Below are 24380 nucleotides of genomic sequence, written 5' to 3'. Positions count from 1 at the left end.
AAATCACGCCTTCCCCAAGGAGCGTTGCAGCCCGCCGCCTTTCAGGCGCAGCAGGTCAGGCTTGGGGCCGTTCAATGTCTGAATGATCTTGCACAACGACGCTCACCTGTAAGCCCAAGGTGAGCCTGTGTCTGTTGTCGCGTCTAAAACCGTTTCTGTGCCCCCCATGAAGTTGTCCGGTCTGGAGCCTGTCTCCATCGGCACGGGGTCGCTGTTCGTCAACGTGGGCGAGCGCACCAACGTGACCGGCTCCAAGGCTTTTGCCCGCATGATTTTGAATGGCGAGTACGAGCAGGCTTTGGCTGTGGCGCGTCAGCAGGTCGAAAACGGCGCGCAGGTGATCGACGTGAACATGGACGAAGCCATGCTCGACAGCCAGGCGGCCATGGTGCGGTTTTTGAACTTGATGGCCGGTGAGCCCGACATCGCCCGCGTGCCGGTGATGGTGGACTCGTCCAAATGGACCGTGATCGAAGCGGGTTTGCGCTGCATCCAGGGCAAGGGCATCGTCAACTCGATCAGCATGAAAGAGGGCGTGGAAGAGTTCAAGCGCCAGGCTAAGCTGGTCAAGCGTTATGGCGCTGCGGCCGTGGTGATGGCGTTTGACGAAAAAGGCCAGGCCGACACCTACGAACGCAAGATCGAGATTTGCGAGCGCGCTTACCGTGTGCTGGTCGGCGAGGTGGATTTCCCGCCCGAAGACATCATTTTTGACCCCAACATTTTTGCCATCGCCACCGGCATCGAAGAGCACAACAACTACGCGGTGGACTTCATCAATGCCACGCGCTGGATCAAGCAGAACCTGCCGGGTGCCAAGGTCTCGGGCGGCGTGTCCAACGTGTCGTTCAGCTTCCGGGGTAACGACCCGGTGCGCGAGGCGATCCACACCGTGTTTCTGTACCACGCCATCCAGGCGGGCATGGAAATGGGCATCGTCAACGCGGGCATGGTCGGCGTGTACGACGACCTGGAGCCCATGCTGCGCGAGCGCGTCGAAGACGTGGTGCTCAACCGCCGCGCTGATGCAGGCGAGCGTTTGGTCGAGGTGGCCGACAGCGCCAAGGGCGCAGCCAAAGACGAGACCACCAAACTGGCCTGGCGCGGCACGCCCGATGCGCCTGTGGGCGTGGCGCAGCGCTTGTCACATTCTTTGGTGCACGGCATCACCGACTTCATCAGCGACGACACCGAAGAGGCCTACCAAGAGATTTTGGCCAAGGGCGGTCGTCCGCTGCATGTGATCGAAGGCCCGCTGATGGACGGCATGAACGTGGTCGGTGACCTGTTCGGCCAGGGCAAGATGTTCTTGCCGCAGGTGGTCAAGAGCGCCCGCGTGATGAAGCAGGCCGTGGCACATTTGCTGCCCTACATCGAAGCCGAAAAACTCGCGCAAGAAGCAGCGGGCCAAGACGTGAAAGCCAAGGGCAAGATCGTGATCGCCACCGTCAAGGGCGACGTGCATGACATCGGCAAGAACATCGTCACCGTGGTCTTGCAGTGCAACAACTTTGAAGTGGTCAACATGGGTGTGATGGTGCCCTGCCACGAAATTTTGGCCAAGGCCAAAGAAGAAAACGCCGACATCATCGGCCTGTCGGGCCTGATCACGCCGAGCCTGGAAGAGATGCAGTACGTGGCCGCCGAGATGGAAAAAGACCCGTACTTCCGCGAGCGCCAGATGCCGCTGTTGATCGGCGGTGCCACCTGCAGCCGCGTGCACACCGCCGTCAAGATCGCGCCCAACTACTCAGGCCCGGTGGTCTACGTGCCCGACGCCTCGCGCAGCGTGAGCGTGGCGCAGGGCTTGTTGTCGGAGCAAGCCGCGAACTACATCGCCGAGCTGAACGCCGACTACGCCAAAGTGCGTGAGCAACACGCCAACAAAAAGCAAACCCCCATGTGGACGCTGGCGCAGGCCCGCGCCAACAAGACGCCGATCGACTGGTCAAAGGGCGTGCCCGCCGCGCCCAAGTTCATAGGTCGGCGCGTGTTCAAAAACTACGACCTGGCCGAGATCGCGCAGTACATCGACTGGGGCCCTTTCTTCCAGACCTGGGATTTGGCCGGGCCTTTCCCGGCCATCCTCGACGACGAAGTGGTGGGCGAGCAGGCGCGCAAGGTGTACGCCGACGGCCAAGCCATGCTGCAAAAAATCATCGACGGCCGCTGGGTCACGGCCAACGCCGTGCTGGGCCTGTATCCCGCCAACAGCGTGAATGACGACGACATCGCGCTCTATGCTGACGCCTCGCGCAGTCAGGTCGCCATGACCTGGCGCGGCCTGCGTCAGCAGACCGAAAAACACATGATCGATGGCGTCATGCGCCCTAGCCGCTGCTTGGCCGACTTCGTCGCGCCGCAAGGCACTGCGCCAGACCATGTGGGCCTGTTCGCCGTCACCGCAGGCATTGGCGCCGATAAGCGCGCCGCCGCTTTCGAAGCCGCGCACGACGACTACAGCGCCATCATGCTCAAGTCATTGGCCGACCGTTTGGCCGAAGCGCTGGCAGAGTGTTTGCACAAAAAAGTGCGCACCGACCTTTGGGGCTATGCCGCTGGCGAAGCGCTCACCAGCAAAGACCTGATCGCCGAAAAGTACCAAGGCATCCGCCCTGCACCCGGCTACCCCGCTTGCCCCGACCATAGCGCCAAACAAGCCATGTTCGACTTGCTGCAATGCCAAGACATTGGCATGGGCCTGACCGAGAGCCTGGCCATGACGCCTGCAGCCAGCGTGAGCGGTTTCTACATCGCCCACCCCGAGGCGCAGTATTTCAACGTGGGCAAAGTCGGTGACGACCAAGTGCAAGACTTGGCACAGCGCAGCGGCGTGCAAGTCAAAGACCTGCAGCGCCTGTTGGCCCCCAACCTTTGAATCACATGACAAATTTCTGGACGGCTTGTGGTCACCAACACCTGACGCGCAACGAGCGGGGTTGGCTGGTGCCCAGTCCAGACTATTGGCGGCTGTGGCTGCAGCGCCCCGAAATGGCGCTGGTGCCCGAATCGTGCAAAGCTGAAAAGCGTTTGCACGCCGCCCTGACCGATTCGCCCCACATGCAGGTCACGCCAGCCGACTACAAACATTTCAAGGACGACGATGTCCGTGAAAACTACAAATTGTTTCTGCGTTTTCGCGATGAAGTGGAAAGCGCGGGTTCTCTGGAAGCGGCCTACATGGGCTGGATCCAGAGCGGCAACATCCAGCTGCCGCCCCTGTTCATCGATCTGGTGGTGCAGGCCATCGTGTGCAATGTGCTGACTGGTGAGGATGATGCTTGGGTGTGGCGTGCCGCCGAGCTGCTGTTCAGACGCCAACGCATCACCGTGCGCGATGGCCGTGTGCTGTCGGGCGACAGCGACACCCTGGACAACTTGCAAGCCACCGGCGGTTTGGGCGAGATGGGCCGCTTGTTGATGGAGGGCGGCGCGCCGCTCAAAGCGGTCGATGTGAAGGTGCTGCACAAGGACAACGAAGACCGTTACCTGTCGCAGCGCGAAGGCCTGGGACGCTACGCCTTCTTGCTCGACATGACGCACGAAATCCAGAATGAATTGCCGCACGGGCTGATCCTGAAAATGGTCAACGCCCGCTCAGGGCTCAAGGCTTTGTCGGTGGTGCTCGCCCGCTGGGTGCAACACTTTTTGGGTGTGGCGGTGCAGATCGAGCCGGTGCAAAAAGTCGACGACCCGGCCTGGCGCTGGCATGTGGGCCTGGATGTCACGGCCACCGCTTTGCTTAACGATTTGTACCAAGGCGCCGAGCTGTCATCCCAACGCCAGCAGCAACTCATCAGCCTGTTCAAGCTGCGCTTTGAGAACCCGCAAGACATGCGCGCCGACGTGCAGGGCAAGCCGGTGTATTTGGGCTTGGCCATGAACGAGCAGGGCTTGCTCAAGCTCAAACCGCAAAACCTGTTGCTCAATTTGCCCTTAACCCTCTCTGCCTGAGCTTGTTTCGCTCAGGTTTTGTTCTCTCTCAACTACCCAGCGCATCATGAAAATTTCCCTTCGCCTTTCGTGTCTCGGCCTTGCTATCACTTTGACCCTCTTGGCCCAAGTGGCCATGGCGCAAAACGCGGTGACCACAGCCGCTGCCAAAGAAGAAGGCGCTGTGGTGACCCCCAGTGGTCTGGTTTACCGAAGCCTGAAAGACGGCAACGGTGCCAGCCCCACGGCCAGCGACAAAGTGACGGTGCACTACAAAGGCACCTTCCCGGACGGACGCGAATTTGACAGCTCTTACAAACGCGGTCAGCCCATCGACTTTCCTCTCAACCGCGTCATCGCGTGCTGGACCGAAGGCGTGCAGCGCATGAAAGTAGGCGGCAAAGCCAAGCTGACCTGCCCGCCTGAAATCGCTTACGGTTCGCGAGGTGCGGGCAGCGCTGTGCCGCCCAACGCCACGCTGTTGTTTGAAGTGGAGTTGCTGGGCATTCAAGCCAAGTGATGCCTCTGGCGCCATTCACAGGATCACCGCACCACACCTGATACGACATGCCTGACATGACACACCAGACGTCTTACCCCACCGAAACTTCGCAGCGGCGTTGGAATCGTCGGCAAACCTTGGCTGCTTTGGGGGCGGTTTCGTTGTTGCCTGCCATGGTGGCTGTGCGCCCGGCGGCGGCTCAAGTTGCAAGCACCGCTTGGCTCGACACCCTGCGCGCCGCACGCGGCCAGACCGTTTACTTCAACGCCTGGGCGGGCAGTGAGCGCATCAACGCTTACCTGCAATGGGCGGCGGGTGAATTGCAGCGCGACTTTGGCGTCAAGCTGCAGCACGTCAAGATCAGCGATGCGGCCGATGTGGTCAAGCGCGTGCGCGCCGAAAAGCAAGCAGGCCGCAAAGACACCGAAGGCACGGTGGACCTCATCTGGATCAACGGCGAAAACTTTGCCACCATGAAACGCGACGGCCTGTTGTCCGCGCCCTTTGCGCCAACCTTGCCCAACTTCCAGTGGGTGGACACCGTGGGCAAGCCCACCACGCTGGTGGATTTTTCGGTGCCCACCGACGGCTTGGAGTCGCCCTGGGGCATGGCGCAGCTCACGTTTTTTGCCGATGCCAAACGCCTGCCCCAACTGCCGCAAAACATGGCCGAACTGCTGACTTTGGCCCGCAGCCAACCGGGCCGCATCACCTACCCGCGCCCGCCCAACTTCCATGGCACCACCTTCATCAAGCAGGCCTTGATCGAGCACGCGCCCGATGTGAAAGCGTTGGCCCAGCCCGTGACCGCCGCCGCACTGGAAGCGCAAGCCGCGCCGCTGTGGCGCTTTCTGGATGCGCTGCACCCGCACCTGTGGCGCGGTGGCAAACAGTTCCCGCAAAACTCCGCCGCGCAGCGCCAGATGATGGCCGACGGTGAGCTGCTGCTGGCGCTGACTTTCAACCCCAACGAAGCGGCCAACGAAATCGCCGCCAAGCGCTTACCCGCCACCGTGCAAAGCTGGCAATTTGCCAAAGGCACGATTGGCAACACGCACTTTGTGGCCATCCCCTACAACGCGCCCAGCAAAGCGGGCGCACAAGTGGTGGCCAACTTTTTGCTGTCGCCCGCCGCGCAAGCGCGCAAGGCCGACATCGACGTGTGGGGCGACCCCACCGTGCTCGATGTAGCCCGCCTGCCCGCCGCTGACCGCGCCCGCTTTCAGTCCGCGCCCCATGCGGGACAAGTGCGCCAAAGCGCCCCGGCCTTGCCAGAGCCTCACGCCTCGTGGGTCGATGCGCTTGAAAAGGAATGGACCCGCCGTTACGGCGTGTGACCAGAAGCAATCCTCTCGTAGGTCGGTGGCTTTAGCCCCGACTTTGTGGGCTTGGCACAGGCGGCAGATGTCGGAGCTAAAGCCCGCGACCTACGGGGCACAGGATTTGCAGGTCGGCGGCCTCAATCCCGACCTGGGTGGTGACGGTGCAGGTACTTGCCACGGTTAACATCAGCGCTCACCAATATGGTTAGCCCAAACAGGCTGCACCGCTTCTAGCCCAGCCCTGCCCCCATAGCCCTTCATGCCCCGCAAGCCCTCTTTTTTTGCCTTTGTTCTGTCGCTGGCTTTGCACGCGGTGGTCTTGGCGTGGGCCGCTGGCTGGGTCTTCAAACCTGCTGATGCACCGCCTCCGCCCAAAGCCCTAAGCAAGGTGGTGTACCTGACGCTGCCCAAGCCACCAGACCTGCCACAACGCGAGCCCGTTGAGCCCAAACCCATCACCGCCCCGACTCCAAAACCCGCCCCCGCCTTGCCGCAGGTCACCACCACGCCCACCGCTCCAGCCACTCAGCCCAATGCAGGCCGCGCCACCATGGCCGCACCCCCGCCGCCCACGGCCGAAGAATGGGCCTTTGCCGCCGGATACACCAACAAAAACAGCAAGGGCTACCGCTACAGCTGGGGCCAGCAAGTGCGCAGCATGATGGGCACCGCCGTGGAAGGCCCCGACCAAGGTTTCGTGCGCTTTCGCATCGAGATCGCGCCCAACGGCACGCTGGTGCAACTGCAAACGCTGTGGACCACCTCGCCCGTGGCCGAAAAACTGGCGCGCCAAGCCATACAAAACATGCCCCCGCTGCCGCCTACGCCCACAGGCAAGCCGCTGGTGTTTGAGAAAACCATTTCGTTTTCGCCCTTCGCCAGCGATGGCCCGCCGCTGTACAAAGACGATTGCCTGCCTGACCCGCCGGTGTTCCGCAACCCGTTTGCGTGGGACGGCAAATCGCCCCAAGTGGCCCAAGCCCCGGTGCAGGCGGTACCGCCCGATCCGCAAGCGCTGGCCGACTGCCTGCGCCAACTGCCCAAAGACACGATCGATGCCGAAAGCGCCCACGACCGCAGGCTGATGGAGCAATGGGGCTCAGGTCAACTCAAGCGCTGAATTTCTCCGATACTCAAGTCACCACACCCGAATAGACAACCACCATGACTTCACGCATTTTTGAATTTGGCCAAACGCTGCCCGGCTACGACGTGCCGGTGCTCAACGAACGCGCGGTGCGGGCCAGTGCGGGCATCTTGTTTTTTGTGGCCATGGTCACCTTCATGCAGGCGTTGCTGCTGGGCAACTTCAAACCCACACAGGTGTTTGTGGTGGCCTTCCTCATCGAGTTTGCCATCCGCTTGTTCGTCAACCCGCGTTGGGCCCCGGCCATGATCGTGGGCCAGTGGGCGGTGCGCGGCCAAATGCCCGAGTACGTGGGCGCGCCGCAAAAGCGCTTCGCCTGGAGCATCGGTCTGGCGCTGGGCTTGTCCATGTTTTATTTGATCGTGGTGCAAGGCGTGATCGGCCCCATCAACATGCTGGTGTGTGGCACCTGTTTGCTTTTGCTGTTTTTGGAGTCGGCCTTTGGCATTTGTGTGGGCTGCAAACTGCACGACCTGCTGCGCCCCCAAACCGCCCAGCTGTGCCCCGGTGGCGCATGCGCCTACACACCGCCCGCAGGCGCTGGTGGGCAGTGGGGCCATTTGGTCTTGTTGGTGGTGTTTGCGCTGGTCATGGTCGGTGTGGGGCGCTGGGTCAGCCATGGGCCCGATGTGCGCGGCATGCACCACCCCAGCATGCACGGGCAGGGCACGGTGCAGCCAGCCTTGCAGTCTGAGCAAGCCCCCGCATCCGGGGCCGATGCCGAGCGCTGCAAGGTGCCCGAGTTTGCCAAAGCCATGGGCCACGAAACCATCTGGAAACAGCACAACGGTTGCCTGTGAGCGCCTTGGTCTTTTTTGCTGCCTGGCTGTTGGCGCTACTGGCGGCCGTGTCCATCGGCGCAGCGCTGTGGGCGGTGGGCGTGCAAATGCTCGACGCCGCCGCCTGGCAAGCCCTGTGGGCCGACCCGCAAACATGGCGCGCCTGGGGCATGACGCTGCGGACCGGTTTGGCCTCGACCGCGTTGGCGTGGATCACGGTGGCGCATGTGCTGGCCAGTGGCTTCATCCGCCAACAACTGGGGCGCTGGCTGTCGCATCTGCCTGCCTTGCTGGCCACGCCGCACGCGGCCATGGCCATTGGGCTGGTGTTGTGGCTCTCGCCCAGCGGTTGGGCGTTGCGGCTGGTGTCGCCGGGCCTCACGGGCTTTGACGCACCGCCGCCTTGGTTCACCACGCAAGACCCGTGGGGCCTGGGGCTGATCCTGGCGCTGTGGCTCAAAGAGGTGCCGTTTTTGCTGTGGGTGGCCGCCACCCAAATGCAGCGCGAAGACCTGCGCCGCCGCTGGCAAGCCGAATACGCGCTGGCCCAAACCCTGGGCCGCACCCCCGCACAAGCCTTTGCGCAAATCATCTGGCCGCAACTGGCCCCGCGACTGCGCTGGCCGCTGCTCGCGGTGCTGGCCTATGGCCTCACGGTGGTGGACATGGCGCTCATCATCGGCCCCGCCACACCGCCCACCTTGGCGGTGCTGGCCTGGCAATGGCTGAGCGATGCCGACCTGCTCATGCAATCGCAAGGCGTGGCGGCGGCCGGGTGGCTAACGGGCACGGTGCTGGTGGCGGGCGTGTTGATGGTGGTGGCGTTGAAAGCGTTCGCGGTCACGCGCACATTCGCGAGCAGGGGCAAACGCCCACAGAGTCAGGCCACAGATCGGAAGTGCTCGATCCCACAGAAAACCCCGACATGGGTTCTGTATTTTTGTGGGAGGCTGCCCCTGCAGCCGAATGCCATGTGGACCACCCTCCTCACCACCTACGCCGCCGTCTGGTTCGCCCTGACAGTGGGCAGTGTCTCGGGCGTGTGGCCTTTCCCCCAAGTGTGGCCCGAGTTGTGGACGCTGGGCGCCTGGCAACAAGTGGCCAGCAGCGCGCACACCGTGTGCACCACTTTGGGCCTGGGTGTGGCATCGGCCAGTGTGTGTTTGTTGTGGTCGGTGGCTTGGCTGGAGCTGGCCCCGCGCCGCTGGCAGCAGGCCTTGCAACCCTGGTTCTTGTTGCCGCTGGTTTTGCCTTCGGTGCTGTGGGTGGTGGGCTTGTACAGCCTGGCGCTGCACACCCGGCTTGAAGGCCAATGGCTGGGCCTGAGTCTGGCGCACGCGGTCATGGTCTTGCCCTATGTGCTGCTGGCGCTGGTGCCCGCGTATCAGGCGGTGGACCCGCGCCAAGCCGCGCTGGTGGCCAGCTTAGGCCGTGGCCGCTGGGTGTATCTGTGGCGTGTGAAGTGGCCATTGCTCCAACGCGCCATCGCCTCGGCTTGGGCCGTGGGCTTTGCGGTCAGCGTGGCGCAATACCTGCCCACGCTCTATGTGGGCGCGGGCCGCTTTGCCACCGTCACCACCGAAGCCGTCACCTTGGCTGCGGGCGCTCAACGCTCGCTCATGAGCGCCTACGCAGCGCTGCAAATGCTCTTGCCCATCGCCGCCTTTGCGCTGGCCGCGTGGCTGGGCATGCCCCGCCGATTTGAGAAGATCGCCCCCATGAAAGCCAAACCATGACCGACACCCCAAAAGATGCCGCGCACGAGGGTCTGCACGTTCACATCGAACGCTTGGGCAGCGCGCATCACCCGCTGGTGAGTGGCCTGCGCCTGCATGTGCCGCCCGGAGAAATCCTCACGCTCATGGGCCCGAGCGGCTGCGGCAAAAGCTCGGTGCTCGCAGCAATAGCGGGCACGCTGGCCAGTGTGTCCGAAGGGCTGCAGCCACTGCAATTGCAAGGCTCGGTGCAACTCAATGGCCGTGAACTCTCGCACCTGCCCACGCACCAACGCGGCGTTGGCTTGGTGTTTCAAGACGCCTTGCTTTTCCCGCACATGACGGTGGCCGAGAACCTGCTGTTCGCTGTGCCCGCGAATGGCAGCACCGCGCAGCGCCAAGCCCGCGTGCAACAAGCGCTGCAAGAAGCCGAACTGAGCGGCATGGGTAATCGCGACCCATCCACGCTCTCGGGCGGGCAACGTGCGCGGGTGGCGCTCATGCGCGCCTTGTTGGCCGAGCCGCAAGCGCTGCTGCTCGACGAGCCGTTTTCCAAACTCGACGCCGCCTTGCGCGCCCAGCTGCGCCCGTGGGTGTTTGCGCATGTGCGCGAGCGGCGCATCCCGGTGGTGCTGGTCACGCACGACGAACAAGACGTGGCCGACCCGCAGCGCGTGCTGCACTTGCGCGCCGCCGAAGAAAGCCACACCCATGTTTGACCACCATGTTTGACCGCCACGCCCAAATCCTCTTGCGCCCCGCGCTGAACGCCGCCGCACGCGGCTTGGTGCGCGCAGGCATCAGCGCCGACGCGCTGACCTGGCTGGGCTTTGCCATCGGCATGGCCGCCGCCGTGGCCATTGCGCTGCAAGCGTGGTGGTGGGGCTTGGCGCTGTTGCTGGCCTCGCGCTTGCTCGACGGCCTGGACGGCAGCGTGGCCCGCCTGACCCAGCCCACCGACGCGGGCGGCTTCCTCGACATCGCACTCGACTTCGTGTTCTACGCCGCCATCCCCCTGGCCTTTGCAGTGGCCAACCCCAGCGCCAATGCACTGCCCGCCGCCGCCCTTCTGGCCAGCTTCATCGGCACCGGCAGCAGCTTTTTGGCGTTTGCCGCACTGGCCGAAAAACGCGGCCTGACCGACACGGCCTTGCCAGGCAAAAGCTTTTACTTCTTGGGTGGCCTGACCGAAGCCACCGAAACCATCACCATCTTCGCCGCCATGTGCATCTGGCCTGAACACTTTGCGGTGTTCGCTTATTGGTTTGCGGGCTTGTGTGCCATCACCACGGGAATGCGGGTTGGGTGGGGGTATCGGCGGTTGGGGTGAAGTTAGGCCGCACCTTCCTCCGGGTGTTCTGTCGCATTGCCTTGTTCCTCTTCGCGGGCTCTTCGCCGTGTAAGGAACTCCTCCACTGAGTACGGGTAGTGGCGTACATATCGACGCATCATGAGGGAACTACTTCCGCCACGCATCTCTGACAACGCCTCGACGATAACCGCACGAGACTCTTGCCGAAGCATCATGTACTGGCCCCACTCCGATGCAATGGACTCAAGGTCGAACGGCCTGGAAATTAGATAGAAAGAACCATCTGATTGGAGCATTAGCTCGTATGCTGTTCGACCCAGTCCTACTTCCCGTCGCAGCTCTTCGGGTGCAGGTTGAATTTTCTGGATGTCAATTGCAGCCAGAAGTTCTGGCCATGTTAGGGTCGGTCCAACTAAAGTTGCCTCAGCTATTGGCCCAAGGCCAGTGACGAAGTCATAAAGGCGCCGATAGCGGACAACTCCACGAGCGATTTGCTTCTCATCGTTACTGCCTACTGCCGCTAATATCGCAGCTTTTAAGTTCTCGAACTGATCGGTTAGGTCTTCAATGCGACGTCTGTCTATTGAGCGAGTACGTCGCTCAAGTAATAGGTGTTGCAACAGCCCCGACCATTGGCGACGCAGCGCATCCTCAATATCTTGTAGCCTTGAAAACGTTGTGATGGCGTTATTGGAGCTTCGGTGGCGAAGAAAGTTTATGAACTCAAATACGTACTTTGCCGTCTCTGGTTTGTCAATCGAGTCGTACTCAATTTCATCGGCAATCACTTTCGCTTTGTTCTTCTCGTAGGTCGCATGGTCATGCATAACTCTTTGATCGACGAAAGCGAAAACTGGCACTGATCGCTCGATCGCCTTTAGAACTTCAAGTTGCGTTATTGAGAGCTTTTCTTTTGTCTTCAGAATTTCGTGGCTCTTGCTGATTGATTTGAGAGCATCTACATCTATAGTCTGAAGCGCTTGAGGAACTACGGTCCCGCCGAATCGCGAACCTATGATCACAACGACGGCATCAACGCCAGCGACCTCGTCGATGCAGCTTGTGTGCGTGTGTGACGCTGGATCATAGACAACGTCGTTGTAGTCGCTCATTACCGGCTCGTGACCAAGGCGTTCTATAAACTGACGTAGTTGACTTCGGATGACTGATAAGTCGTAGCAAGTGGATGAGACGAATACACGCAGTGCTGCCATTACTAAGCTCCCCGATGTGATTAAGTTGTTTATGTGATGTCCGCCTTGCTGCAGAGGGTGTTTCTGCGGCCTAACGTGATGTAGATCGCTACACCCGGCTTGAGTCAATACATCTTTTTGTCGAAATCATTGCAAGCGGACTGCGCCATGCGGTTCAGGCTATGCGCGGTATGTTCGTGCATATACAAATTTGAAGCCCAAACCCAGCATCCAATTCCTTGCAACTTCCCTCCCGCAACATCCAGCGCAGCAGGCATGAAGCGCCCAACTATACCCAAATAAATACGAAAAATTAGCTACAAAAATCTTTGCGCAATCAATCCTTACCAGCTCCCAATCCACCCCAAGCACAAACGGGTACGCGCGATTGCGGAGAAAGATGCGTGCAAAGCGCCACAATTGCCAAGTTGCACGACACTACCACTTGCAAGCGCGACACATTGAGCGACATAATTAACCGAAATACTGTCGCTCTAAGCCGCGCTTAACCCGTTGAGTGCGACAAATTGCCCGAAAAGGCCACCCCATGCCCCGCATCACCCCCGCCGACGAATTGCAACTGATCGAATCCATCGTGGCCGCGCACCCCGGCGGGATCGGCATTGCCGAGATCGAGCTGGCCATGGCGCAGCGTCAGGGCGGGTCGCTGAACCGCCGCACTTTGCAGCGCCGCTTGCTCAAACTCATGGATGCAAAGCGAATCGCGTCAGAGGGGCAAAGCATTGCGCTGGTCTACAAGCCGGTGGCGCTGGCGCTGGCTTGGGCACAGATTGCGGGTGGGGGCGGTGACCGAGGCGTCATGCAACCTGTTGGGGTGGCCGAGGCGGAGCCCGATCTGCCGGTTTCGCCAGCGGGTGCCAGCATCCGTGAGCGGGTCCGTCAGCCGTTGATGCACCGCCGCCCGGTGGGTTATCGGCGTGAATTTTTGGAGGCGTATCAGCCGGGTGTCACGTTTTATTTGCCAGCTGCACTGCGAAGCCAGTTGCACGAGATGGGCCGTACACCCGCCAACGAACGACCCGCAGGCACCTACGCCCGCGACATCTTGAGCCGTTTGTTGGTGGATTTGTCGTGGGCTTCATCGCGGCTGGAGGGCAACACCTACAGCCGCCTGGACACGCAAAACCTGATCGAGCATGGGCAGGCCGCGCAGGGCAAGGACGCCATCGAAACGCAGATGATCCTGAACCACAAAGCCGCCATCGAGATGCTGATCGAGGACACCGACGAGGTGGGCTTTGATGCCTTCACGTTCAAAAATCTGCATGCCGTGTTGTCGCAAGATTTGATGCGCGACCCGCAGGCCAGTGGCAGGCTGCGTCGGCGCTCAGTGGAGATTTCGGGCACGGTGTTTCACCCCGTCGCCATGCCCCAGGTGATTGAGGACTGTTTTGAGCTGCTGCTGAGCAAAGCCGGAGCCATTCCCGATCCGTTTGAGCAGGCGTTTTTCCTCATGGTGCAGCTGCCGTATTTGCAGCCGTTTGAAGATGTGAACAAACGCGTGTCGCGCATTGGTGCCAACCTGCCGCTGATCCAGCACAACCTGTGCCCCTTGTCGTTCATCGACGTGCCCGAGCGGGCTTACATCGAAGGCACTTTGGGCGTGTACGAACTCAACGAGGTCGATTTGTTGCGCGACGTGTTTGAGTGGGCGTATGAGCGTTCGTGCCAGCGTTATCTGGCCATCACCCAAATAATGGTCGAGCCGAACCCCCTCAAAATCAAATACCGCGGGGAGCTGATTCAGGCCGTGCAGGCGGTGGTCAAGGGCCTGCAAGCGCCCAGCCCTGACGTGCTGGCCCTTGTGGTGGCGCGCATGCAAGTGCCCGCAGCCGACCAGGACGCGTTCACCCACCTGCTGGCCGAGGCGCTGCACCAGTTGCACGAAGGCAGCGTGGCCCGTTACCGGTTGCGTCGCTCTGAATACCTGGCTTGGCAGTTGGCTTGTTCGGGTGGCGACGATCACCTGTAACTTTCTGTCAAGTCGCAACGAACTGCAAGACGATCGGCGTTATGGTTCACTGTCTTTGATGGCTCCGATCTGATTCGATCTGACACGTTATTGCTTTCTCAGGAGTTCCCCTTTCATGCGCCTTCGTCAAATTGTTTTGCTGCTCCTGCTGGCGCTGGCCATCGGTGCCTTTGTCGCGCTGGACTTGGGTCGCTTCTTGAGCTTTGAGCAGCTCAAAGCCAGTCAGGCCAGTTTTGCGCAGCTGCACGCCGAGCAGCCGTTCACCGTGGCGGCGGTGTATTTCCTGATCTATGTGCTGGCGACAGCGCTGTCCATTCCGGGGGCCGTGGTCATCACCTTGGCCGGTGGGGCCATTTTTGGCTTGTGGCAGGGCTTGTTGATCGTGTCGTTTGCGTCCACCGTGGGCGCGACCTTGGCGTTTTTGGCATCGCGCTTTTTGTTGCGCGATTGGGTGGAGACACGCTTTGGTCAGCGCTTGGCCGACATCAACGCGGGTGTGAACCGCGAGGGCGGTTTTTACCTCTTCACTTTGCGGCTGATTCCGGTCGTGCCGTTCTTCTTGATCAACCTGCTCATGGGTCTCACGCGCATGAAGGTGTGGACGTATTACTGGGTCAGCCAAATCGGCATGCTGGCGGGCACGGCGGTGTATGTGAACGCGGGCACGCAGCTGGCGCAGCTCGATTCGGTGCAAGGCATTTTGAGCCCCGCGCTTTTGGGCAGTTTTGTGCTGCTGGGCATCTTCCCGCTGATCGCACGACGCATCGTGGCCGCTGTGCAAAAGCGCAAAGTCTATGCCCGCTGGGCCGACCAACGCCCCAAGACTTTTGACCGCAACCTGATCGTCATCGGCGGCGGCGCGGGCGGTTTGGTCAGCGCCTACATCGCGGCAGCCGTCAAGGCCAAGGTCACGCTGATCGAGGCGCACAAGATGGGCGGCGACTGCTTGAACTACGGCTGCGTGCCCAGCAAAGCACTGATCAAAAGCGCCAAGCTCGCGCACCAAATGCGCCACGCGTCGAACTACGGCCTGAGCGACTCGGCTCCGAGCTTCAGCTTCAAAGCGGTGATGCAGCGGGTGCACAACGTGATTGCCGCCATCGAACCTCACGACAGCATCGAGCGTTACACCGGCTTGGGTGTGGAGGTGCTGCAGGGTTACGGCAAGTTGATAAACCCGTGGACGGTGGAGATCGCGCTCAACGGCGGCGGCACCCAAAGCCTGACCGCCCGCAGCATCGTGATCGCCGCCGGCGCCCGCCCCTTTGTGCCACCCCTGCCCGGCTTGGACGACGTGGGCTACGTGACCAGCGACACGCTGTGGGACGAATTTGCCAAGCTCGATGAAGTGCCCAAGCGTTTGGTGGTGCTGGGCGGCGGGCCGATTGGCTGCGAGTTGGCGCAAAGCTTTGCGCGACTGGGTTCACACGTCACGCAAGTGGAAATGGGCGCTCGCATCATGGTGCGCGAAGACGCGGAGGTGAGCGAACTCGCCAAAGCCTCGCTGGAGGCCGACGGCGTGCAAGTGCTCACCGGGCACAAGGCGCTGCGCTGCGAACTGGTGGACGGCGAAAAGACCTTGGTGGTAGAACACAACGGCACTGAGAAGCGCATCGTGTTTGACCAGCTGCTGTGCGCGGTGGGCCGCGTGGCGCGTTTGCAGGGTTATGGTTTGGAGGACTTGGGCATCCCCACGCACCGCACCGTCGAGACCAACGAGTACCTGCAAACCATCTACCCCAACATCTACGCCGCAGGCGATGTGGCGGGTCCTTTCCAGTTCACGCACACCGCCGCGCACCAAGCTTGGTACGCGGCCGTCAACGCGCTGTTTGGCGAGTGGAAGTTGTTCAAGGCCGATTACTCGGTCATCCCGTGGGCGACCTTCATCGACCCCGAGGTGGCGCGTGTGGGCCTGAACGAGCAAGAAGCGAAAGAGAAAAACATCCCGTACGAAGTGACGAAGTACAACATCGACGACCTCGACCGCGCGATTGCAGACAGCGAAGCGCACGGGTTTGTGAAGGTGCTCACCGTACCGGGCAAAGACAAAATTTTGGGCGTGACCATCGTCGGTGCCCACGCGGCAGATTTGTTGGCCGAGTACGTGCTGGCCATGAAGCACGGCTTGGGCCTGAACAAGATCTTGGGCACCATCCACACCTACCCCACCATGGCCGAAGCCAACAAATACGCGGCGGGCGAATGGAAGCGGGCGCACGCGCCACAACGCTTGCTGGCGTGGGTCAAGAAGTACCACGCGTGGAAGCGGGGCGAGTGAGATGCTTGCGCTCAAACCAACAGCAATGCCCAACAGTCTCAAAGCAGCGGGCCTGGCCTTCGTGTTGTGCACGGCCCTGAATGCCCAAGCCACAACCCTTTCGCCGCTCATCCCTGCAGAGGGCACGCAAGCAGCTGCACCTTGGCGCGTGGTGGGTTTCCCCAAGGCCAGTGCCAACATTCCCCTGACCCGCTTTGAAGTAGCCACCGTGCAGGGCGAACGGGCCATCAAGGTCAGCACACAAGCTTCTTACGGTACGCTGGTGCACGACTTGCCCCGCACGCCAGCGGGCCGTTTGCAGTGGCGCTGGCGACTCGACCAAGCTTTGACAGGCGGCCAAGGCGTGGCCGACATTCAGACCAAAGCCGGTGACGACGCGGCCCTCAAAGTGTGTGTGATGTTTGACCACCCTTTGGCGCGTGTGCCCTTTGTGGAGCGCACCAAGCTGCGCATTGCGCGCAGCGTGAGCGGCGAAGACTTGCCAGCGGCCACGTTGTGCTACGTGTGGGACAGCGTGCACCCAGCGGGATTGCGCGGGGCCAACCCCTACACCGCACGGGTGCGTTACATCACGCTGCAAGGCCAAGGCGCGAGCGTGGCCCAGTGGCAAACCGAATCACGCGACGTGGCCGCCGACTTTGCGCAGCTGTTTGCCGACGAGCTGCCCCAAGGCGCAGCCGTGCCGCCAGTGCGCGCCGTGCTGATCGGTGCCGACAGCGACAACACCGGTAGCCGCAGTGCGGGCTGGGTCGGTGCGATGGGCTGGCAACCTTAGCGGGTGCGCTGGACGCTTAAGAGTCGGCCTTGAAGGCGAGGGCTGTCACCAAACGGCGCGCCATTTCCGAGTCATCGGCCAAGCGGCGTGTGTGTTCGGCGGTGGTGCTGGCTTCGAGGTTAGCGGCCAAGGGGGTCACAAAATCACGGATGTCTTGCTGGCCCATGGCCTGACGCAGCGCCGCATTGAGGTTTTGCTTGACCGCATCGCTGACCCCTGCAGGCGCGAAGAAACCGAACCATTCACGCACCTGCAATTCGCCAAAGCCTTGCTCGCGGTAAGTGGCCACATCGGGCGTGAAAACCGCACGATCGGGGCCGGAGGTGGCCAGAATTCGGATCTTGCCGCCTTTGTGGTGTTGCACCCAATCGCCCAGTGGCGATGACATGCCCGCGAGCTGCCCACCCATGACTTGCGGAATGGCGGGGCCAGAACCTGCGAAAGGAATGTTGGTGATTTGGAAACCGCCCAACATGGCCAAGCGACCCGCCAACAAGTGCGGCATGGAGCCCGCAGCAGGATTGCCGATGCTGGCTTTGCCTGGATTGGCTTTGGCCCATTCGACGAAGTCCTTGATGTTTTTGACCGAATCGGGCACAGCAGGTCCGACCACAAAAGCGTGGTCAGTCGAGTGCCCAATGCCGATGGGAGTCACATCGGACTGCGCGTAATTGAGCCGGGTGTAAGAGTGCGGGTAAATCGTCAGCATGGACGCGGGCGAATACAGGATGTGTGCGCCGTCAGCCGCTGCAGACTTCAAGGTGGTGACGCCGATCTGACCGCCAGCGCCGGGTTTGTTGTCCACGATGACGTTGTTGGCGTAAGTGCCTCGCATCTTCTCTGCGATCCGGCGGGCAAAGGCATCGGTCGTGCCACCGGGCGGAAAGCCCACAATGATGCGCAGATTTTCCAGGCGAGTTTGCGCAAAGTTGGGCAAATGGGCCAAGCCCAGCATGCTGGCAGCAGCGCCTTGCATCAATTGGCGACGGGTGGTCATGGATCGAAACTCCTCAAGTCGTGGAATGGAAAGAAACTCCAAGATTGAAGCACTTCAAGTCGCCTGTCCACAGAGGGTATTCACTGACACAGGGCTGAACTGGGTGCACTGAAAAGTTCACCTCACGCGTCAGTTTTTGGGCGGCTCTTCTTTTTTGTCTTCTTTGGGCTTGATGCCGCCGAGGTCCAGCACCGCATCGGTCACGATGTTTTGCGGCCCCTTCAACATCAGGATATCGAAACCAACACGTTTGTACTGGTGCTCAGCTGCAGGCGGCCCCAGCCTGAGCAAAAGTGGTGTGGGCAAGTCCTCGGGTCTTTCGGAGTTCGGCAGAGGCTGGCGGAGTTTCCAATCTCGCTCTTTGATCCGGGACTCGCACTTGTTGCCACGTTTGATCATGCCCTTCGGGCATTCTCCATTGCCTCGTTCTTCTTCGTAGTAAGCCAGAATCTGATCCTTTTGGCGTCGACCAAAAAAGGCGTCAGGCACTTCGGGTTTGTCTGGCGGCGCCCCCAAAGGCGCTTGCACAATGACGGGCTGAGATACGTTGTTGCCATTGGCAGTGGGTGCCTGCAGGCCAGCCGGAGGTGTCACCACAGGTGCAGGTGCGGGCGGTGGTTGCGTCACTTCCACAGACGCACGGGCCTCCTTGCCTTTGGAGGTGTACATGGCTGCCATCATGTCGGGGTCGTTGGCAATCTTGGCTTCGATCAAGCCATCCACATTGCCCGCCACTTCAATCGTGTCAGCTGTGCCCAACCAAGTGGCGCGGTTGGATGCGATGGCCGCCAATTGCGCCTGCGAGCAATTGGGGCCTTTTTGTTTCAGCCATGCGTTTACTTTGGTAATGCGCTCGGACACATCGTGGGTCAGCAAGGCCAGTGACCTGAATTCGGCAACCAGGCATCCCCCGGCCCGGCCCTGTGCATGGGCAGGCGCATGAACAGTCAGCACCGTTGTGACGAGGCCGATCAAGGTAAAACGCCAGTTTTTTATGAATATTGCAGGCACGGTGCATCCAAGAAAAGAGAAAGCCACATCTGAGCATCGGCATCGCCCGAGCTTTCTTGAATTCTGAAGGCAGGGACAAGCGTTCTGAGCGGCATGGAACAACCCAAGCGCAACCCGGCGATGGTGGTCTTACAGCTGGAGGCCCAGCTCTTTCAAAATGGCCTCGGTGTGTTCTCCCACTCGGGGAATGGCGTCCATGCGGTAGTCAAATGCACTTTGCCTGCCCGGTGGCAACAAGGCGGGCAAGGGGCCAGCGGGGGAGCCCACATGGGTCCAGCGTTGGCGGGCCTGCAGTTGCGGGTGAGCCCACAAGTCGGCCATGGTGTTCATGCGGGCGTTGGCAATTTGCGCCGTGTCCAGCCGCTCGGTCACCTGCGCCAAGGTCAGCGTGGCAAAAGTGTCGAGGATGATCGTTTGCAGGGCCAAACGGTGTTCGTTGCGGTGGGCGTTGCTGTCAAAACGCGGATCGTTGGCCAGTGCGGTTTGAAGCAAAACGTGCTCACAAAACAGCACCCATTCGCGCTCGTTTTGCAGGCCCAGCATGACGGTGCCGATGTGCTCGCCAGCAGTGCCCAGCTGGCTGCCCACCTGAAACGGACCGTAGGGGTAAATCGTGGCATGGGCCGCAGCGTTACGAGGTGGCGGCGTTGCGCCGTCCATCGCGTAATACATCGGAAAGCCCATCCACTCGCTCAGCGCTTCGAGCATGGACACATCAATGTGCGAGCCCTCGCCTGTTTTGTCGCGTTGCAGCAGGGCCGCCAAGATGCTGCTGTAGGCGTACATGCCAGCGGCAATGTCGGCAATCGAGTTGCCGCTTTTGCTGGGTTGCTCGGGCGTGCCGGTCACGCTCAGATAACCAGCTTCACTTTGGATCAGTAGGTCATAGGCCTTCTTGTCGCGGTAGGGGCCGTCGCCGCCATAGCCCGAGATGTCACACACGATCAGGCGCGGGTGCTGCGCGCGCAGGGTGACCGCATCGAGCCCCATGCGGGCGGTGGCACCGGGCGCCAGGTTTTGCACCAGCACATCGGCTTTGGCCAACAGGGTTTTGAGCGCAGCCAGGTGCGTGGGCTCTTTGAGGTCCAGCGCCAAACTTTCTTTAGAGCGGTTGACCCACACAAAGTGCGAGGACAGCCCGCGTGCCCGCTGGTCGTAAGCGCGTGCAAAGTCGCCAGCACCGGGCCGCTCGACCTTGATGACACGCGCGCCCAGATCGGCCAGTTGGCGAGTGCAAAAAGGAGCGGCAATCGCGTGCTCCAAAGACACCACGGTGATGTGGTCGAGGGGACGGGTTCCGGACTTGGATGCGGCAACGTTGGGCATGGTGTGGTGCGTGTGAGTCCGTCAGATGGTTACACCAGGTGACCGGTTTTCACCAGAATCAAACAACCCTCGCGGCTGAAGGGTTGGTGCTGGCTCATGTGGGGGCTGCGCAGCCAGCTGCCTGCAGGGTAGTCGCCGTGCTCGTCAGAGAACACGCCTTCGACCACCAAGATTTCCTCGCCGCCCCAATGCCGGTGCGGGTTGAAAAACGTTTGGGGTGCCCAGCGCACCAAGGCGGTGTTTTGGGTCTCAAAGGTGTTCAATGGCAAGACCTTCAGGCCCTCGACCATGCCCTGACGCCATTCGCTGCGGCGCGTGTCGATGACCAAACGCTCGTCGTCACGCGCATCCAGATGGCGCAGCTTTACAAACAGGGTGCAGCCCTCGGGTGAGGACGGTGCGTGCGCGCTGCCCACTGGGTTCTTGATGTAGGTGCCGGGGCCATACACGCCATGCTCGTCGTGCAGCGTGCCTTCGAGCACCAGAATTTCTTCACCGCCGCCGTGTGTGTGGCTGGCAAAGGCCGAGCCCGGCGCGTAACGCACGATGGACGTGGCGCGGGCCACCTCGCCGCCATCGCGCTCCAGCATGCGCCGCGAAACACCTGAAGCAGGTGAGTTCACCCAATCGAGCGAGGGGCTGTGGATGATGCAGCGCTGGGTCAGGTCGGCATTCAGCGTGATGGGGTGCGTGAGGTGTTCGGTGGTCATGAATGGCAGGCGTTGGAGGCGTTAAGGCGTTCAGGTTTTCAGCAGCACCGGCTCGATGGCCTCGCCTTGTGCGGTGATGCGGCCGATGATGGCGGTGTGCACATAGCCTGCCGCCTTGAGCGCCTGCACACAAGCTGCCGCTTGCGCTGCGGGCACGCTGGCCAAGAGGCCACCTGCAGTTTGTGGGTCGAACAACAAGGGGTAGCGCGGGTCGCCCACGAACTCGTCGGCGTTGCGCAGGGCGCGGCGCAGGCGCACATTGGCGGGCTGCAAAGAGCTGACGATGCCCGCCTGAACGCAGTCCACCGCGCCATCCAGCAGGGGCAGGGTGCTCATTTGCAGTTCAGCGTCGACGCCCGAGGGGCGCGTCATTTCCACCAGGTGGCCCAGGAGGCCAAAACCGGTCAGGTCGGTGCAGGCGGTGGCGCCGTGGGTGCGCAAAATGTCAGCACCCTTTTGGTTAGACAGCACCATCGACTGCAGCGCCGCATCGATCCAGCGGCCTTTGGCGGCGTAGCGTGCGTGCGCGGCAAACAAGGTACCGGTGCCAATGGGCTTGGTCAGCAGCAGCACATCGCCCGGCTGCATACCGCCTTTGCGCATGACGCTGTCTATCTTTTCATCGATCAAGCCGTTGATGGCAAAGCCCAAGGCCAGCTCCGCACCTTCGCCCGTGTGCCCGCCTACCAAGGCGCAGCCTGCGGCGTTCAGCACCTCGATGGCGCCGCCCATCATTTGGGTTAACAGGTCTTCGACCTTGCTCTCCAGGCCCGGCGGCACGGTGACCACGGCGGTGGCTGTTTGGGGCTCGCCCCCCATGGCAAACACATCGCCCAGCGCGTGGTTTGCGGCCACTTTGCCAAATACATAAGGGTCGTCGATGAAGGCCCGGAAAAAATCCACCGTCTGCACCACGGCCATACCCGGCGGCACGCGCACGACAGCCGCATCGTCTGGTGAATGCAAACCGATCAGCACATCGGGCCGCTCCACCGGCTTCAATTGACCCAAGGCGCGGGACAAAATGTTGGAGCCGACTTTGGCGCCGCAGCCTCCGCAACGCATGGCGATGGCCGAGATGGCTTGCAGCGATTCTTCGGATGTCAAATTCAGCCGCGTGGTGGGGGCCTTGCCTTGTGCCTGGATGTCCTTGAGGAGTTGGCCCATGGCCTGCAAGGCTTCGCGCATTTGGGCTCCGGGGGTGGCGGGCACGCCTGCCTGCTGCATGGCTGGGAACTCGGTGAAGCGGCGCATGAATTCTCGGTCGATGCGGTCTTTCCAGCGCCAGACCCAGGCCCCAGCAAAGCCCAATGAACCACGCGAAGCCACAGCAAAGCGGTTGCCGGTCGAGATCAGGGCCAGCCAGTGGTGTTGCGGCTTGTAGTCCACCAGCTTTTGGCCGCGCAAACTGCGTCGCAAATTCTCGGCCAAAGGCTTGGCCATGCGCACGGCAAACACGCCTGCTTTTTCCAGCGGGCGCTCTACAAATGAAGCAATGTCGCCCGCTGCGAACACCAGCGGGTCATTCAGGGTTTGCAGCTGGGGGTGCACCAGAATGAAGCCTTGTTTGTCGAGCGCCAGACCCGTGCTTTGCAACCAGGCAGGGCCACCGGCCTGGGTGACCCACATGGTTTCGTCCGCATCGAAGGTGCGACCGTCACGCGTGTGCAGGCAGCCGGGCGAGACCTGGACCACCTCGGCCTGGGTGTGCACCTCGACATTGCGCTCTTGCAGAACTTTGGCAAACCGCGCCCGAACGCCGGGGTTGTGCGTGGGCAAGATGGTTTCGCCTGAGCTCAGCAGAACAAATTTCAGGTCTTCGGGGCTGCGCCCCAAAGCTTTTAGCTCGTTGCGCAAACGGTATTGCATGGACAGTAAAAGTTCCACGCCCCCTGCGCCACCGCCCACCACCGCGATCGTCATGCGGCCGCGGTGCGTAGGCCATTGGCGCGCTTTGTCCAGCAGGGCCAACCAACGCTGGTTGAACTGTGCAATCGGCTTGACCGGAACGGCCAGCGTTTGCGCGCCCTCTACTTGCTGCACCTGAGGGGTTGAGCCAATGTTGATGGACAACAGGTCGTAGGCCACAGGTGGGCGGTTCTTGCAAATGACAGTTTGCGTTTTGCGGTCGATGCCGACCACGGCATCGTGGTACAGCCGCGCACCCGCAAAGGCGCACAAGCGGCCCAGGTCGATGTGCACTTCGTCAAAGCTGTAATGGCCCGAAATGTAGCCCGGCAACATGCCCGAATAAGGCGTGTCAATGTCGGTGCAGATCACCGTGATGCGAACGCCAGGCTCGGGCTTCATGGCGAACATGCGCAGCACGCCCACATGGCTGTGGCCGCCGCCGATCAGCACCAGGTCGCGCATCACGGGTTGATCAGATGGTTTCATCAATGTGTCCAGAGGTCTTGCACCCATTGGTGCAAGGCGGCACGTTCGGCCTGAGGTTCAAACAAGGGTGCGCGCAAGGCGCACTGATGCCTCAAGTGTGCCACTAGGCTGTGTCCGTTTTGCGGCGTTCTGCATGCCCGTAAAAAATGGGCCAGCGCCTGCGCATCGCCTGGCTCGAACAAGCCTTCGTAATCTTCGCCCAAAAGCCCCACATTGCCGTCGATGCGCGAGGCCAACACAGGCGTGCCGCTGCAAACGGCCTCCATCAGCACATGTGCGCCGCCTTCCATGCGACTGCAGTGCACCAGCAGGTGCGCGCGCTGGATGCGCTGCAGGGTTTGCGCGTGGGGCAAAGACCCCAACCAGTGGTAATGTGGACACGCCAGCTGCGTGGCCAGTGCGGCTTGGCCCAGCGCCGGGTCGAGCGCTGCACCAATGTGGTCAATGCGCACACCCGCGTCTGGTGGCAACAGGCGTGCCGCAGCCATGAGGGTGAGCGGGTCTTTTTCTTCTCGCAAATGACCCACCATCACCACGCGCAAGTGGCGCGTGGTTTTGTTCAGGGTCTGGCGCGTGCTGCTTGACTGAAAGATCACACGGGCCTTGGCCTGGTGCTGGCGCGGCAGGCTGCGCACCCCCAGGCCTTGCAAGACCACCAGCGAATGCGCCAGCGCCAGAGAGCGCTGCGCCTGCGGGTCGTGCCCGATGTCGCGGTAGAGGTCGGTGCCGGTCAGCACCACGCCCAAACCGCGCTGGCCGTGTTGGGCGTGCCATGCTTGCACCGAGTCGGCCGAGCGGCGGGCGTGCAGGGCCAGCATGACATCGTCACCGCCGGCCTGCGCGTCGGGCCATTGGCGCACGATGCGGGCAGAATGCGCAGACAACAGGTGTTGCCAGCGGCGCGCGGTTTGCCAGTTGCCGTTGTTGGCGTCTGACAAGGCGGGGCTGACAATCACCACTCGAAGTTTTTGCATGGGCGGTTTATAC

The 24380-nt window shown here is 61.5% G+C and carries 19 protein-coding genes and 1 riboswitch; of the genes, 12 read left to right on the top strand and 7 right to left on the bottom strand.

What is annotated here, in order from left to right; all coding sequences use genetic code 11:
- Positions 1-10 precede the first annotated feature (10 nt).
- A riboswitch (S-adenosyl-L-homocysteine riboswitch) is annotated at positions 11-111 on the top strand.
- Between the two features lie 55 nt (positions 112-166).
- From metH to ACZ5SR_RS01175, 9 genes are all read left to right on the top strand, one after another.
- Positions 167-2878, top strand: a complete 2712-nt coding sequence (metH, locus tag ACZ5SR_RS01215) for a methionine synthase (protein WP_464449775.1) — start codon at positions 167-169, stop codon at positions 2876-2878.
- A 5-nt stretch (positions 2879-2883) separates the two neighbouring features.
- Positions 2884-3954, top strand: coding sequence for a DUF6352 family protein (locus ACZ5SR_RS01210; RefSeq protein ID WP_464449774.1), 1071 nt, complete (start codon positions 2884-2886; stop codon positions 3952-3954).
- Positions 3955-4000: 46 nt separating this feature from the next.
- Complete coding sequence (locus ACZ5SR_RS01205; protein ID WP_464449773.1) at positions 4001-4453, top strand: FKBP-type peptidyl-prolyl cis-trans isomerase; 453 nt, start codon at positions 4001-4003, stop codon at positions 4451-4453.
- Between the two features lie 47 nt (positions 4454-4500).
- The gene (locus ACZ5SR_RS01200) at positions 4501-5772 is read left to right on the top strand and encodes an ABC transporter substrate-binding protein (RefSeq protein ID WP_464449772.1); all 1272 of its coding nucleotides are present in this window, start codon (positions 4501-4503) and stop codon (positions 5770-5772) included.
- Positions 5773-6016: 244 nt separating this feature from the next.
- A complete protein-coding gene (locus tag ACZ5SR_RS01195) occupies positions 6017-6877 on the top strand; it encodes an energy transducer TonB family protein (protein WP_464449771.1) in 861 nt (286 codons plus the stop codon).
- A 44-nt stretch (positions 6878-6921) separates the two neighbouring features.
- The gene (locus ACZ5SR_RS01190; protein ID WP_464449770.1) at positions 6922-7704 is read left to right on the top strand and encodes a DUF4395 domain-containing protein; all 783 of its coding nucleotides are present in this window, start codon (positions 6922-6924) and stop codon (positions 7702-7704) included.
- Positions 7701-9419 carry an ABC transporter permease gene (locus tag ACZ5SR_RS01185; RefSeq protein WP_464451132.1) on the top strand — a complete coding sequence of 573 codons (1719 nt, stop codon included), beginning with the start codon at positions 7701-7703 and terminating at the stop codon, positions 9417-9419. Before ACZ5SR_RS01190 ends, ACZ5SR_RS01185 begins: the two co-directional genes overlap by 4 nt.
- Entirely contained in the window at positions 9416-10117 is a 702-nt protein-coding gene (locus tag ACZ5SR_RS01180) for an ATP-binding cassette domain-containing protein (RefSeq protein WP_464449768.1), read from the top strand. Before ACZ5SR_RS01185 ends, ACZ5SR_RS01180 begins: the two co-directional genes overlap by 4 nt.
- A gap of 5 nt (positions 10118-10122) precedes the next feature.
- On the top strand, positions 10123-10728 hold the full coding sequence (locus ACZ5SR_RS01175; RefSeq protein ID WP_464449767.1) for a CDP-alcohol phosphatidyltransferase family protein: 606 nt from the start codon (positions 10123-10125) through the stop codon (positions 10726-10728).
- Positions 10729-10730: 2 nt separating this feature from the next.
- On the opposite strand, the gene ACZ5SR_RS01170 is transcribed toward ACZ5SR_RS01175, so the two are convergent.
- Positions 10731-11924, bottom strand: coding sequence for a DUF4062 domain-containing protein (locus tag ACZ5SR_RS01170; protein WP_464449766.1), 1194 nt, complete (start codon positions 11922-11924; stop codon positions 10731-10733).
- A 526-nt stretch (positions 11925-12450) separates the two neighbouring features.
- Between ACZ5SR_RS01170 and ACZ5SR_RS01165 the strand changes: the two genes are divergently transcribed.
- The 3 genes from ACZ5SR_RS01165 to ACZ5SR_RS01155 all read left to right on the top strand — a co-directional run bounded on the left by ACZ5SR_RS01165 (position 12451) and on the right by ACZ5SR_RS01155 (position 16952).
- On the top strand, positions 12451-13896 hold the full coding sequence (locus tag ACZ5SR_RS01165) for a Fic family protein (RefSeq protein WP_464451131.1): 1446 nt from the start codon (positions 12451-12453) through the stop codon (positions 13894-13896).
- Positions 13897-14011: 115 nt separating this feature from the next.
- Positions 14012-16177 carry an FAD-dependent oxidoreductase gene (locus ACZ5SR_RS01160; protein ID WP_464449764.1) on the top strand — a complete coding sequence of 722 codons (2166 nt, stop codon included), beginning with the start codon at positions 14012-14014 and terminating at the stop codon, positions 16175-16177.
- 25 nt (positions 16178-16202) lie between these two features.
- On the top strand, positions 16203-16952 hold the full coding sequence (locus ACZ5SR_RS01155; protein ID WP_464449763.1) for a DUF3047 domain-containing protein: 750 nt from the start codon (positions 16203-16205) through the stop codon (positions 16950-16952).
- A gap of 16 nt (positions 16953-16968) precedes the next feature.
- Here ACZ5SR_RS01155 and ACZ5SR_RS01150 read toward each other — a convergent pair whose 3' ends face one another.
- The 6 genes from ACZ5SR_RS01150 to senB form a co-directional block, all read right to left on the bottom strand.
- Positions 16969-17949 carry a tripartite tricarboxylate transporter substrate-binding protein gene (locus ACZ5SR_RS01150; RefSeq protein WP_464449762.1) on the bottom strand — a complete coding sequence of 327 codons (981 nt, stop codon included), beginning with the start codon at positions 17947-17949 and terminating at the stop codon, positions 16969-16971.
- 129 nt (positions 17950-18078) lie between these two features.
- A complete protein-coding gene (locus tag ACZ5SR_RS01145) occupies positions 18079-18924 on the bottom strand; it encodes a hypothetical protein (protein WP_464449761.1) in 846 nt (281 codons plus the stop codon).
- A 165-nt stretch (positions 18925-19089) separates the two neighbouring features.
- Positions 19090-20286 (bottom strand): CaiB/BaiF CoA transferase family protein, encoded by a 1197-nt coding sequence (locus tag ACZ5SR_RS01140; protein WP_464449760.1) that lies wholly within the window; start codon positions 20284-20286, stop codon positions 19090-19092.
- A gap of 29 nt (positions 20287-20315) precedes the next feature.
- The gene (locus tag ACZ5SR_RS01135; protein ID WP_464449759.1) at positions 20316-20996 is read right to left on the bottom strand and encodes a cupin domain-containing protein; all 681 of its coding nucleotides are present in this window, start codon (positions 20994-20996) and stop codon (positions 20316-20318) included.
- 30 nt (positions 20997-21026) lie between these two features.
- Entirely contained in the window at positions 21027-23393 is a 2367-nt protein-coding gene (selD, locus tag ACZ5SR_RS01130; protein ID WP_464449758.1) for a selenide, water dikinase SelD, read from the bottom strand.
- On the bottom strand, positions 23393-24367 hold the full coding sequence (gene senB / locus ACZ5SR_RS01125) for a selenoneine biosynthesis selenosugar synthase SenB (RefSeq protein WP_464449757.1): 975 nt from the start codon (positions 24365-24367) through the stop codon (positions 23393-23395). Before senB ends, selD begins: the two co-directional genes overlap by 1 nt.
- Positions 24368-24380: the final 13 nt, after the last annotated feature.

It is taken from the genome of Limnohabitans sp. TEGF002, assembly GCF_055395845.1.
The sequence above is the reverse complement of the archived record's forward strand: the minus strand, read 5'-3'. Positions and strand labels throughout refer to the sequence as shown.